The 12,606-nt window shown below is 68.1% G+C and carries 13 protein-coding genes; 2 read left to right on the top strand and 11 right to left on the bottom strand.

Annotated features, from left to right (window positions below; all coding sequences use genetic code 11):
- Nucleotides 1–395 precede the first annotated feature (395 nt).
- The 9 genes from VGP60_RS35785 to VGP60_RS35825 form a co-directional block, all read right to left on the bottom strand.
- Nucleotides 396–1,586: an acyl-CoA dehydrogenase family protein gene (locus VGP60_RS35785; protein ID WP_327552686.1), complete on the bottom strand. Its 1,191-nt coding sequence runs from the start codon at nucleotides 1,584–1,586 to the stop codon at nucleotides 396–398.
- A gap of 5 nt (nucleotides 1,587–1,591) precedes the next feature.
- Nucleotides 1,592–2,572, bottom strand: coding sequence for a 3-hydroxyacyl-CoA dehydrogenase NAD-binding domain-containing protein (locus VGP60_RS35790; RefSeq protein ID WP_327552626.1), 981 nt, complete (start codon nucleotides 2,570–2,572; stop codon nucleotides 1,592–1,594).
- Nucleotides 2,569–3,315, bottom strand: coding sequence for an acetoacetate decarboxylase (locus tag VGP60_RS35795; protein ID WP_327552627.1), 747 nt, complete (start codon nucleotides 3,313–3,315; stop codon nucleotides 2,569–2,571). Before VGP60_RS35795 ends, VGP60_RS35790 begins: the two co-directional genes overlap by 4 nt.
- A gap of 5 nt (nucleotides 3,316–3,320) precedes the next feature.
- Nucleotides 3,321–4,079 (bottom strand): crotonase/enoyl-CoA hydratase family protein, encoded by a 759-nt coding sequence (locus VGP60_RS35800; protein WP_327552628.1) that lies wholly within the window; start codon nucleotides 4,077–4,079, stop codon nucleotides 3,321–3,323.
- 32 nt (nucleotides 4,080–4,111) lie between these two features.
- Nucleotides 4,112–5,269 (bottom strand): CoA transferase, encoded by a 1,158-nt coding sequence (locus VGP60_RS35805; RefSeq protein ID WP_327552629.1) that lies wholly within the window; start codon nucleotides 5,267–5,269, stop codon nucleotides 4,112–4,114.
- A gap of 114 nt (nucleotides 5,270–5,383) precedes the next feature.
- Complete coding sequence (locus tag VGP60_RS35810) at nucleotides 5,384–6,289, bottom strand: LysR family transcriptional regulator (RefSeq protein WP_327552630.1); 906 nt, start codon at nucleotides 6,287–6,289, stop codon at nucleotides 5,384–5,386.
- Between the two features lie 227 nt (nucleotides 6,290–6,516).
- The gene (locus tag VGP60_RS35815; protein ID WP_327552631.1) at nucleotides 6,517–7,881 is read right to left on the bottom strand and encodes a HAMP domain-containing sensor histidine kinase; all 1,365 of its coding nucleotides are present in this window, start codon (nucleotides 7,879–7,881) and stop codon (nucleotides 6,517–6,519) included.
- Complete coding sequence (locus tag VGP60_RS35820; RefSeq protein ID WP_327552632.1) at nucleotides 7,878–8,567, bottom strand: response regulator transcription factor; 690 nt, start codon at nucleotides 8,565–8,567, stop codon at nucleotides 7,878–7,880. The genes VGP60_RS35815 and VGP60_RS35820 overlap by 4 nt, the downstream gene beginning before the upstream one ends.
- Before the next feature lie 364 nt (nucleotides 8,568–8,931).
- Nucleotides 8,932–9,348 (bottom strand): hypothetical protein, encoded by a 417-nt coding sequence (locus VGP60_RS35825; protein WP_327552633.1) that lies wholly within the window; start codon nucleotides 9,346–9,348, stop codon nucleotides 8,932–8,934.
- A gap of 196 nt (nucleotides 9,349–9,544) precedes the next feature.
- On the opposite strand from VGP60_RS35825, the gene VGP60_RS35830 reads away from it, so the two are divergent.
- Complete coding sequence (locus VGP60_RS35830) at nucleotides 9,545–10,129, top strand: TetR/AcrR family transcriptional regulator (protein WP_327552687.1); 585 nt, start codon at nucleotides 9,545–9,547, stop codon at nucleotides 10,127–10,129.
- Between the two features lie 6 nt (nucleotides 10,130–10,135).
- Here the strand turns inward: VGP60_RS35830 and VGP60_RS35835 are convergent, their stop codons facing one another.
- Nucleotides 10,136–10,996 carry an SDR family oxidoreductase gene (locus VGP60_RS35835; protein WP_327552634.1) on the bottom strand — a complete coding sequence of 287 codons (861 nt, stop codon included), beginning with the start codon at nucleotides 10,994–10,996 and terminating at the stop codon, nucleotides 10,136–10,138.
- A 123-nt stretch (nucleotides 10,997–11,119) separates the two neighbouring features.
- On the opposite strand from VGP60_RS35835, the gene VGP60_RS35840 reads away from it, so the two are divergent.
- The gene (locus VGP60_RS35840; RefSeq protein WP_327552635.1) at nucleotides 11,120–11,494 is read left to right on the top strand and encodes a helix-turn-helix domain-containing protein; all 375 of its coding nucleotides are present in this window, start codon (nucleotides 11,120–11,122) and stop codon (nucleotides 11,492–11,494) included.
- Here the strand turns inward: VGP60_RS35840 and VGP60_RS35845 are convergent.
- A complete protein-coding gene (locus tag VGP60_RS35845) occupies nucleotides 11,484–12,575 on the bottom strand; it encodes a DUF4037 domain-containing protein (protein WP_327552636.1) in 1,092 nt (363 codons plus the stop codon). The two genes, VGP60_RS35840 and VGP60_RS35845, sit on opposite strands and share 11 nt — an antisense overlap.
- Nucleotides 12,576–12,606: the final 31 nt, after the last annotated feature.

The following is a 12,606-nucleotide window of genomic DNA, read 5'->3' on the forward strand; positions in this document are numbered from 1 at the left end:
GGAGTTCATCCCGCCGAAGTGGCTGGATCAGGAGCAGGTCCCGATCCGCAACCTCGCCCATGTTCTCCCGCATGAGCAGGCCGCCTGACCGCGACGACTTCGATCGTCATCGCGGCCGGCGGCACGCCGGGGACCTCTGCCGGTGTCACCCCGGGTCTGAAGCGCTGGCCGTACGGCGGCGTCACCACCGGCGGCGGGGTGAGCAGAGGTTCCATGCCGGATGGGTGTTTTCGCTGCCGCAAGTCTCACCAAGGTAATGCGGGGAGCGAAAATATCCATCCGGACCACCTGAAACCCACCCACAACCACCACCCAAAGCAAGAGATGGCTCTTCCCATCTGTGCATAGGGCCTCTGGTGAACCAAGAAGCAGGCCACCTGCTGACAGGCCGCGGTTCAGACGAAGGCGGATTCGCCGGTGATGGACTTGCCGACGATGAGGGTGTTCATCTCGCGGGTGCCTTCGAAGGAGTAGATCGCCTCGGCGTCGGCGAAGAAGCGCGCGATGTCGTAGTCGAGCACGATCCCGTTGCCACCGAAGATTTCCCGGCTCCACGCCACCACCTCACGCATCCGCGAGGTGACGAACGCCTTGGCCAGTGACGAGTGTTCGTCCTTGAAGATCCCGGCGTCCTGCAGGCGCGCCAGCTGCACCAGCATGCCCCACGACGCGGTGATGTTGCCGAGGCTTTTGACGAGCATGTCCTGAACCAGCTGGAACCGCGCGATCGGACGGCCGAACTGCTTGCGCTCCTTGGCGTAGTCCAGCGCCAGTTCGTAGGCGCCGATCATCACGCCGAGCGCCTGCCACGCGACCCCGCCGCGGGTGGCGCGCAGGATCTCGGCGACGTCCCGGAACGAGTCGATGTTCTGCAGCCGGTTGGCCTCCGGCACGCGGACGTCGGTCAGGGTGATCTCGGCGTTCTCCACGATCCGGAACGCGATCTTGTTCTCGATCTTGACCGGCACGAATCCCGGGGAGTCCTTCTCGACCACAAAACCCTTGACATTGTTGTCATCCACGTCGCGGGCCCATACGACGACGAGGTCCGCGAAGGTCGCGTTGCCGATCCACTTCTTGGAGCCGTTGAGGATCCAGGTGTCGCCCTCCCGCTTGGCTGTGGTCCGCATGCCGCCCGCTACGTCCGAACCGCCGAGCGGCTCGGTCATCGCGAACGCGCCGATCTTGTCCATCGCGGCCATCTTCGGGAGCCAGCGATCCCGCTGTTCCTGGTTCCCTCCCTGGTAGACGCTGTACATCGCGAGTCCGTTGTGGACACCGAAGAACGTCGCGACCGAGGCGTCGGTGCGGGAGTACTCCATGGCCAGCATGCCGGTCAGCAGGTGGCTGCTCGCGGGCAGCGGGTCGCCGTAGCCTTCGTAGGCGACTCCGGCCAGGCCGAGTTCGCGGAACTTGCCGATCAGCTCCTTCGGAAACTCGCCCCTGGCCCAGTATTCGTTGACCAGCGGCTTGACCTCGGTCCGCATGAACGTCCTCGCCCGCAGGAGCAGTTTGCGCTCCTCGTCGGGCAGAAGGCCTTCGTAGTCGTAGAAGTCGGCGGTCAGCTGGTCTTCGAGCGGCTGCATGGTGGTCATGACTTGTTCTCCTCCTTGGTGGCGCCCGTAGCTACACTGTCCAATGCGGACAGAACCGCGAGCTGCCTACGGTCGCGCGCCTCACTGAGTTCGGAGTACGTGGAGGATCCGTAGGCGTTTTCGACGGCTTCGACGAGCCGTTCGGTCTCTGCGGGGCCCTGCTCGGGCTGGCCGAGCGAGGACCACATCTTCTTCATCGACACGCCGATGTGCTCGGCCATGTGCCGGTATCCGCCAGGGCCGCCGCCTAGATGCGAGCCCAGGAACGGCCCGACCGTCGACCAGCGCAGGCCGAGCGAGTTCGTCATCACCGTGTCCAGTTCGGCCGGGCTGACAACGCCTTGCTCGACGAGGTAGATCGCCTCGCGGCTCAGCGCGTTCTGCAGCCTGTTGCCGACGAACCCGGGGATTTCCTTGCGCTCCACGACCGGGACCCGGCCGACGAAGCGGAAGAACTCCACCGCCCGCTCGACCGACTCCTCGGAAGTCCGTTCTCCGGGAACGACTTCCACCAGCGGCACCAGGTGCGGCGGGTTGAACGGGTGGGCGACGAGCACGCGGCTCGCGTCTTCGAGGTCACCGGTGAACACCGTCGACGGGATCGCCGACGACGAGCTCAGCAGCAGCGCGTGCTTCGGGGCCTCGCGAATCAGCGTCGCGAACAGGTCCTTTTTGAACTCGACGTTCTCGGGACCGTTCTCCTGCACGATATCCGCGCCGCGGACGGCTTCGGCGACATCGGCGGCCAGGTGGACCCGGCTCGCGATCCCGGTGACGTCCAAGCCCTGCTGGGCCAGATGCGGGGTGTACTCGGCGAGCGCGGTTTCCACGGCTTCGGCCAGATCAGGGCGCGGGTCGCTGACCCGGACGTCCATGCCGTGCCCGGCGAACAACGCCGTCCACGAGAGCCCGATCGTCCCGGCGCCGATCACCGCGGCGGTGGTGAAGTGCTTGTTTGTATTGAGAGGCTTGTTCATGAGGTCGCTCCCGCGAGGTAGTCGTGCACGGGCTTGACCGGAGCCAGCGTGAGGTCGGTGAGGATATGGCTGGCCGAAACGACTTCCAGCACCGGCAGATCGGCCAGCGGAGCCAATACGTGCTGGAACAGCTGCAGCCGTGCGGGCCCGGTCCAGGCTTCCTTCACGACCACGTCGGTGATCTCGGTGCGGACGAGCTCGGAAACCCTTGGGGCGCCGTCGTAGCCGGGGATGATCTTGAGCATGAACGTCGGCACGGTGATCTGGGCTTCGGCGTCGCGCCGGTCCAGTTCGTGGTGCTTGTAGCCCATGGTCGCGGTCGCCACCCGCTGCGTGCCGTAGTCGAGCGTGCCGACCAGAGCGCCATTGTCGACAAAAAGACTCGGCGCGCCAACGGTTTTCGGGTAAGCACTGACCTCGCGGCCGGACGCCGTCGCGGCGAAGTTGTCGAGGTACATGGCGTGCAGGTACTCGCCCTGCTCGCCGTCGAAGCTGACCGGGATCGCCTGGCCGGACTCGGTGTACGGGCCGTACCCGCTGACGTCGCCCATCCGCATGACTTCGAAGCGCACCAACGGTTCGCCGATCCGCAGCGGTTCCGGGACGACGGCGCGCAGGGCGTCGGCCTCGGTGCGGTAGACGATGTTGAGGTACTCGCGGTTGGTGAACCTGGGCACGATCGGGGCGTACGCCGGGTTCGCCAGCGGGGTCGTCACGTGCTGAAGGACTTCTGCCTGCTTCATGATGCTTACTTCCCTTGCCATACCGGGTCGCGCCGTTCCGCGAAGGCCTGCATGCCTTCGCGGACGTCCTGCGAACCCATCAGTGAAGCCAGTTCGCGGCGCTGGGCGGCGAACGCGTCGGCGTCCGGGACTCCGTCGGCGGCGCGCACGATCTTCTTGACCGCGGCTAGCGCGAGCGGCGCGTTGGCCGAGATCTTCTCCGCGAGCTGTAGTGCCACGGCGGCGGCTTCGCCGCTCGGCACCACGCGGTTGACCAGGCCCAGTTCCCCGGCGCGGACGCCGCTCACCGGCTCGCCGGTCAGCAGGAACTCCATCGCGAGGTGGTACGGGATGCGCTTCGGCAGCCGGATGACCCCGCCGCCGGCGGCGATCAGGCCGCGCTTGACCTCGGGGAGGCCGAACTTCGCGTCCTCGGCGGCGACGATGAGATCGCAGCCCAACGCCAGTTCGAACCCGCCGCCCATGGCCCAGCCTTCGACGGCGGCGATCAGCGGTTTGGTGGTCTGGGCTTCGGTGAGCCCGCCGAACCCGCGGCCGGGGACCTCGGGGGATTCCCCGGCCAGCGCGGCCTTGAGGTCCATTCCGGCGCTGAAAGTGCCTTCGGCGCCGGTCAGGACGCCTGCCCGCAGTTCGGGATCGGCTTCCAGAAGGTCGAGGGCGGCGGCCAGGCCCGCGGCGACAGCGGCGTTGACGGCGTTGCGCGCCTGCGGCCGGTCGATGGTGATGAGGAGCGTGGTCCCGGTCTTCTCGGTCCGAACGGTCATCTGCTTGTCCTTTCTGGACTGTCCTGAGTAGATCAGCTGACGAGCTCGCGGAGGACTTCTTCGGTGTGCTCGCCGGGGAGCGGTGCGTGGCGGCGGATGGAAGCCGGGGTCACGGAGAACCGCACCGGGATGCCGACCGAGTGGATGCTTCCCTCGCTCGGGTGCTCGACGACGTCGAGCAGGTGGCCTTCGTTGACGTACTTGTCTTCGGTGGCGTGGTTCAGTTCCAGCACCGGTGACATCGGGATGCTGTGCTCGGCACACACCTCTTCCCACGCCTCGGTGGTCAGCGCCGGGGTGCACTCCTCGAGGAGGTCGAACAGTTCGTCGGTCTGGGTCCGGTCGAGGACTTCGCCGTTCACGCGCGGGTCCTCGGTGAGGTCCGGGCGGCCCGCCGCGGCGAAGACGTCACGGAAGTTCTGCGGGGTGTACGGGATCACGCAGGCGAGACCGTCCTTTGTGGGCACCGCGCGGTGGCCCTTCGCCATGGAGAGGGCGAAGCCGGTTTCGCCTTCCGCCGGCTCGAAGACGTGGCCCGCCAGGTGCTCGACCAGGTTGAACGCGATGAGCGTGTCGGTCATCGGGATCTCGATGAACTGGCCCTCGCCGGTCTTGGTCTGGTGCACCACCGCGGCGAGCACCGAGTACGCGATGGTCAGCGAGGACACCTTGTCGCCGAGGATCGTCGGCAGGTACATCGGGCGGCCGAGCGCGCGGTTCGCGATGTCCACCAGCCCGGAGGAGGCCTGCACGGTCTCGTCGTAGGCGGCGTTGCCCGCTTTGTCGGAGTCACTGCGGAAGCCCTGGGCGTGGGCGTACACGAGCCGGGGGTTGCGCTCCGCGACGTCGGCGTAGTTCATGCCGAGCCTGGTCAGCGCGCCGGGGCGCATGTTGGTGATGAGCACGTCCGCGGTGTCGATGAGGGCCAGTGCCCGCTCGCGCTGCGCTTCGTCCTTGAGGTTCAGCGCCACGCTCCGCTTGTTGCGGTTGACGTTGAGGTTCAGCGGGGTCATGCCCGGAGTGGTGCGGTAGTTGCCGTTGCGGACGGTGTCCGACGGCGACTCGATCTTGATGACGTCGGCACCGAGATCGCCCAGGATCTGCGCGGCGTACGGGCCCATCACCACGGTCGACAGGTCGATCACCCGCACGCCGTCCAGCGGGCCGGCGTTCTTCACTGTGTTCGTCATGATCGCTCCTCGTTCGCGTATCTTCGTCCTGTCTCCGAAGTTACTGCCGAATACGGGAAAAGGGAATGATCATGATGCGAACAATGGTATGACCGCGGTGGTCATACCATTGTTTCAGGCGGTTATGTGGGTGTTGAATATTTCTTTCGCGTCTTCGATGAGTTCTTCGAGATCGCCGTCTTCGCGGTCTTTGCGCCAGATCAGCCCGGTGGTGAGCTCAGGATGGAAGTCTTCGATGGGGAGGACGGACACGTTGTCCAGGCGATATAGCTGCATTGGGCTCTTCGGGTCGAGCATGGTGACGGAGAACGCTATGCCGCCGGAGATCAATTCCGTCGCCCCGGAATAATTGGTGTCCGGCAGTCTTACCCGCTTTTTGATCCCGGCCGCGGCCAATTGTGCGTCAAGTTGCTCGAAATATGCTGGAGTACTGTCACTCGGAAAGGCGACGTAGGACAGATCGGCTAATTCCGACAAGCTGACCGAAGTGCGATCTTCGAACATGTCGGCGGGAACGGCGGCGCCGAGCTGCTCCGACATGACCTCGGTCACTTCGAGCGCGGGATCCGAGACCGGCAGCCGGACCACGGCCAGCGCCAGCTTGCCTTCGCGCACCGCGGTGATCAGTCCGCTGGAGCCGCCCGGCCAGCGCTTGAGCTCGAACTTCCCGCGTGCGCGCTCTTCCAGGCGGTGAACGCGTTCCCGCAGCTCGGGATGGACCCCGGCGGGCATGCCGATGAACACCGTCCGCCGCTCCGCGCCGATCGCCTCGCGCAGCCGCCACGGGATCGAGTTGACGTTGTCGAGCACCTCCCGCGCCAGCGGCAGCAGCGCGTGCCCGGCGGGAGTGAGCGCGACGCGGTGTGTGCTGCGCTCGAACAATTGCTGGCCGAGCTCGTGTTCGAGATCCTTGACGCGCTGGCTCAGTGGCGAGGCCGCCATGTGCAGCTTGCGGGCCGCCTGGGAGAAGTTCAGCTCTTCGGCCACGGCCACGAAGTACCGCAGGTGCAGGATCTCCACCCCCTCACCCTACGGCCCGCCTCCCGAAACCGCAGGTCACGTGGCCAGCCCCACTCTCCCCACCTCCGCACAGACCGCCCACACGCGTGCACAGACGGGGAACACGGCTACTGGCTGCGAGATGTCGACATCACGTGATCTCTTAGGAGCTAAGAGATCGCCATCTGTCGACAGATGGCGAAGGCGCACGAGCGCGCTGGGTCGGGAGGGAGCGCGTTGCCGGGGCGTCAGGTGGGGAGGGTGAGGGTGAAGGCGGCGCCGCCTTCGGGGGCGGGGCCGGCGGTCAGAGTGCCGCCCATCCGGGTCACCAGGCCGTGTGCGAGGGCGAGGCCGATTCCGGAGCCGACCGGGCGGCTGTCGCGGTACTTCGCGTTGAGGACGCCGCGATCGAAGGCGACGGCGTAGTCCTCTTGCGCCAGGCCTGGGCCGCCGTCGCGGACTTGGAGCACGGCTGATCCGGTCGGGGTGACCTGGAGGGAGAGGACGATCGGGGCTCCGGAGGGCGTGACGCGCAGGGCGTTCTCGCACAGGCCGTCGAGCACCTGCCGTAGTCGTCGCGGGTCAGCGACCACGGTCACCGGGAACGCGGGCAGCTCCGCCCGCAGCGGCACGCCTTCCCGCTCGCACCGCAGCCGCCATACCTCGGCGCCGTCCCGGACCAGCGCCACGACGTCGAGCTCCGCCATGTCCAGCCGGAACTCGTCCGCACCGAGCCGCGCGAGGTCGAGCAGGTCGCTGACCAGCCGTTCCAGCCGTTGCGACTCGCGCTGGATGGTCTGCCCGGCGTGGACCGCGGCGTCGCCGGTGACCACGCCGTCGGCCAGCGCCTCCGCGAAACCGTTGACAGCGGTCAGCGGCGTGCGCAGCTCGTGGGACACCGACAGCAGGAACTCCCGTTGCCGCGCTTCGCTGTGATGCAGCGCGTCGGCCAGTTCGTTGACCGACCTCGCGACGTCGGCGACCTCGGCCGGGCCTTCCACCGGGACCCGCAGATCCCGTCGCCCACCCCGCATACTGCTCGCGACAGCCGCCGCGCGACGCAGCGGACGGGCGAGCAACCGGCCGAGCCCGAACCCCGCCAGCGCGGCGACGACCAGTCCGATTCCCAGTGCCAGCAGGATGTTCCGCACGAGCAGCCGCAGTGTCCGATCGCCAGTCTGCACCGGCTGCACGAGCGCGAACCCGGCGCCGCGCGGGCCCACGGGCCGAATCTCCACGAGGAACTGCTGGGCCTCCACCGTCACCGTGGACGAAAACGGCGCGAGCTTCGGCAACCCGGCTTGCGACGCGGCGAGCAGCGTCGTCGGGTCGCCCCCGGCCTGCTGCCCGTTCGGGCGCCGCACGATGACCGCGATTCCCTGTCCCCGCACCACGTCGGCCACCTTGGTGACGCCGAACCGGCTGCCGACCGTGCCGCTGTCGTCGAGCTGGCTCGCCACGACGTCGGCCTGCGCCGACAGCGACTGCCGCAGCACCTCGGTCGCCGTGTTGCGGACGAGCTTGGCCGCCACCAGCCCGGCGACGATCACCGCGATCCCCGTGACCGCCAAGCAGACCAGGGTGATCCGCATCGCGAGCGAGCCGCGTTTCATCCGCCGTCCGCGGAGTAGCCGATGCCCCGGACTGTCCTCAGTGGACTCTCGTCGCCCAGTTTCGCCCGCAGCTGCGCGATGTGGACGTCGACGGTCCGCGTCCCGGCCGACGCCGAGTAGCCCCACACGGAACTGAGCAGCTGCTCCCGCGTGAACACCTGCCCCGGCCGCCGGAGCAGATGCGCGAGCAGGTCGAATTCGGTCGACGTCAACGCGATTTCCGCCTCACCCGCCCACACCCGGCGCCGGATGACGTCGACGCGGGTACCGCCCGCCGAGTACGTCTCGGCGGGCGGCAGCGAACCGGCGGAGCGCCGCAGCACGGTCCGCACCCTGGCGGCGAGTTCGCGCGGGCTGAACGGCTTGGTGAGGTAGTCGTCGGCGCCGATCTCCAGTCCCAGCAACCTGTCCAGCTCGTCGTCGCGGGCGGTCACGAACAGCACCGGCGTCCAGTCGCCGTCGGTCCGCATGGTCTTGCAGATCTCGATTCCGTCCATTCCGGACAAACCGATGTCGAGCACCACCGCCACCGGCCGCAACCGGCGCACGGCCGCGAGCGCGGCGAGACCGTCGGACTCGATGTGCACGCCGAAACCGTCGCGTGTCAGGTACATCGCCGCCAGCTCGGCGATGGCGGCCTCGTCCTCGGCCACCAGCACCAGTCCGCGCCCGGCTGACGAACTCACGCGATCCCCTTCCGTTCCCGGCATCCTAATCCGCCCGATGAACCCGCGACGCGATCGCGTCGCCAGGGCGCTCCTTCCAGAATCAGCTCACGTGCCGGTGGTCGGCGCCCTGCCCCCGAGATAGCGTGCCTTCGGCCAAAGCGGGTTCGTGTATGGCATTTGCGTAGGGCGGCGCGGCTAACCGGTAGACCTCCCTAAGGGTTCGCGTCGCCCGACATATCCGCGTCGATGTTGTCGAGAGTGGACTGGATCCCGGAAAGCTCACTGCTCGGCTGGGAAGGCGTTGAAGGCGACGCCGTGTCGTTTTCACACCCCGCGCAGCCCAGCGCTACCACTGCGGCGAAAGCCAGAGCTATGACTGCCTTCACTTCGTCGGCCCGGCGGGCTTGCAGTGTGCGGCGGTGAAGGTGTCGAGCCGCTGCTTGGCGCTGTTGAGGTCCCCGATCCGGCTCGCGCGCTTGTCGGCCCGCTTCTGCAGCCGGTCGGCGATCTCGGTGTGGCCCTTGGCGCGCTGGTCGGCGGCCTTGGCCTTGAGGTTCGCGACCGACCCCGCGACATGCGCGCCGCCGTTGATCCGCTCGGCGAGGTTCGCCGTCCGTTTGGTCAGCTTGGGCACCCATTCGTTGCAGACCTGCTGCGACTCTTCCGGGCTGAGCGTGATCGGCGCGACGGGGGCGGGCGTGGTCGTCTGCGCGGACGCGATGGGGGCCATGGCGAGCACGGTGAGCGCCGCTCCGCAGCACGCGACGGCGCCGCGGCGCGTCCAGGTTGAGGCCGTCATGGGACTCCTTTCCGAACCCCGGCACGCTGCCGGGTACCCAGTACCTTGGCCGGGCAGTGTTCGGTGGGCGTCGGGGAAATGTTCGGGTCAGGTAAGACCTCGGCGTCCGCCCGGGAGACCGCACCATAAAGTAAGCGCCATGTCAGCGCCACGACGTGGATCGACCGGACGGACGCAGGAGGAGCGCAGCTCTGCCATGCGCCTGCGCCTGCTGGACGCCACCATCGACTGCCTCGTCGAGTACGGCTACGCGGGTACGACGACCACGAAGGTGGCCGACCGCGCCGGGGTCACCCGCGGCGCGCAGGTGCATCACTTCCCGACGAAGGCCGACCTCGTGACGTCCGCGATCCGGCATCTGGCGGCCAAGCGCACCGAGGTCGCGATGGCCGAACTGGACAGGCTCAAGGCGTCCGTGGACCCGATCGGCGACGCGCTGCAGCTGCTCTGGGACATGCACCAGGGCCCGGTCTTCTCCGCCACGGTCGAGCTGTGGGTCGCCTCCCGGACCGATCCGGACCTACGGCGGCAGATGGCGATGGTCGAGCCGATCGCCACCGGCAGCCTGGTCGAGTTCGGCAAGGCGATCATGCCCGAGTACGCCACGCACCCCGAGTTCCTGCACGCGGTCTACACCGCGATGGACGTCGTGCGCGGCATTCTCATCGCGAGCTGGGCGACCCACGACCAGGTCGAGCTCGAAGCCCGCTGGACCCGCGGGCGCGGCCACCTCCGCCTGCTGTTCTCGACCCTGATGGAGTCGGTGGCCGCGCCGCGCTGAGCCGCGTCAGGCCTGCTGGGCCTTGACCACCCCGGCGACCCACTCGCGCAGGCCCACCGGCTCGCGGCCGATCAGCTTGGCGAGGTCCTGGGCCCGGTGGTCGAGCTCGCCCCTGGCGATGGCCAGCTGTGCGTCGATGAGCACCGGCACGAAGTCGGCCGGGACCCCGGCAGCGGCCAGCGCGGCGGCGGACTCGTCGGGGGTGATCTCCTCGTAGGCGATCTCGCGACCGGCCGCGGCACCGATGGCCTCGGCCCAGTCCGCGTAGCTGTGGGCGGCCGTGCCACCCAGCTCGTACACCATGTTTTCGTGACCTTCGGTGGCCAGCACGGCCGCGGCGGCGTTCGCGAAGTCGTCCCGCGTGGCCGAAGCGACCTTGCCGCCCTGCGTCGGCGTGGCGACCTTGCCGGTCGCGAGCGCGCCGAGGACGGTGCCGAAGTCGTTCTCGAAGTACCAATTGTTGCGCAGGAACGTGTACGGGATGCCGCTGGCCTTGATCGCCTCTTCGGTGGGCCGGTGGGTGTCGGCCAGCGAGATCTTGTTGGTGTCCGCCTTGGTGATCGAGGTGTAGACGATGTGCCCGACCCCGGCCGCCTTCGCGGCGTCGACAGCGTTCGTGTGCTGGAGGAGACGGCTCTCGGTGTCGCCCTGGCTGGAGATGATCAGCAGCTTGTCCGCGCCGGCGAACGCCGTGGCCAGGGTCTCCGGCCGCAGGAAGTCGCCCTCGCGGGCTTCGACGCCGAGGTCCGCGGCCTTCTTCGGGTCACGCACGCTGGCCACGACCTGGTCGGCGGGGACGCGAGCCAGCAGGTGCTTGACCACTGCCCGGCCCAGTTGGCCGGTCGCGCCGGTTACCACGATCGTCATAGTTCGCTCCTTGGTTCGGTGAGGTGTTCGTCGTGGTCAACCTGGCTCCGCAGCCATTAATTTCCGAAAGAGAGTAATGACTTTGAAGTGTGTTACTATCTAATGGAGAGTAAGGAGCTCGTGATGCAGCTGCCCAACCCGTTCGACAAGGCGTGCCCGACCCGTCAGCTGCTCGACCGCATCGGGGACCAATGGACCGTGCTGATCGTGCTGACGCTGGCCGAGGGCCCGATGCGGTTCACCGAAATCGGGAAACGGGTCGACGGGATCTCACAGAAGATGCTCACCCAGACCCTGCGGAGCCTGGTGCGCGACGGGATGCTGAAGCGCACGGCGTACGCGGTCATCCCGCCGAGGGTCGACTACGAGCTGACCGGCCTCGGCCGTGAACTGGTCGTGCCGCTGAGCGTGCTCGAAAAGTGGGCCACCACGCATATGGGGCAGGTCCAGGAAGCGCGGGACGTCTTCGACCAGGGGCAGGCGCCGGTCAACGCCTGAGCACGGCGTCCGCCGCGGCTCGGGTCCGCTCGCGGTCGTCGAGCAGGTCGGTGCTGTCGAGGTATTGGTCGACGGCGCCGAGCCGGGGGAGCGCGGCGACCTCGGGATCGGTGACGCTCGCGGTGAGGGCCTCGGCGAAGCGTTCGGCGTGCAGGACCTGGAACGGCCGGTCGTGGTACGGCCGTGTGCCCGGGTCGACAGGCTTGGTCAGGCCGAGTTCGTTGTGCAGCGCCCCGGCGGTTTCGTAGACGCGGGCGAGATGCCGTTCACGGTCTCGCCAGCTGGTGGCCGACAGGACCTCGGTGAGCGGGAGATCCTTCGCGCACGGAAGCTGCGTGAACGCGCTGCCCAGCCATTTGCCGTACGGCGGGTAGCGGCGTGCCATCAGCAGGCAGAGGCGCATCAGATCGCGGACCAGGCGAGCGGCGACGACGGCGGACCCGAGCTCGTCACCGACCTCGCCGCAGCGCCCGACGAAGGCCTCCTCCTGCGAAACGCGTTGCCACTGGCAGGCGAGGACGTGACGCCACACGTCGTCCGGATACCAGCGCAGGTTCTCCCGCGCCGGGACGAGTTCGCCGAGCCCGTCGTGGAACACCGAGCCCGCGGTGACTTCCGCGAGCGTCTGCGTCGGAGTGGCCAGCCAGTCGGACGCCGCGATGGAGCGCCGCGGATCGAAGCCGAGGTGGCCTTCGAGCCAGCCGCCGAGCTCGGTGACCTCGACGCGATGATGGACCGGGCCGTCGGTGAGCCGCATGTGCCGGACGTGCCCGCCACCGGGGACGAAATGCGTGGGATAGCCGAGGAAAGTCTTGGGCAGCTCTTCGGCGAGCATGCCGGTGATCGCCGCGGCGTGCTTTTCGGTGTTTTCTGTGTCTTCTGGGGCGAGGAAGAGCTGGAGACCGGGGCCCCAATCGTGGTCGGCGGAGCGTCCGGTGTCGAAACCGAGCACCTCCGAACCACCGCCGATCCGCGCGGCGGTATGCCGGAGTGCCGGGAAGTGCTTGTCCAGTAGCGGTTCCACGGCTTCCCGGTAGTACCGCTCGGACAGTCGCAACCCGGGGACGAACGCTGGCTCCATCCCCGCATCCTGGTCGAAAGCCGCCGAGCCC

This window comes from Amycolatopsis sp. (assembly GCF_036008905.1).
In the GTDB taxonomy this organism is placed as follows: domain Bacteria; phylum Actinomycetota; class Actinomycetes; order Mycobacteriales; family Pseudonocardiaceae; genus Amycolatopsis.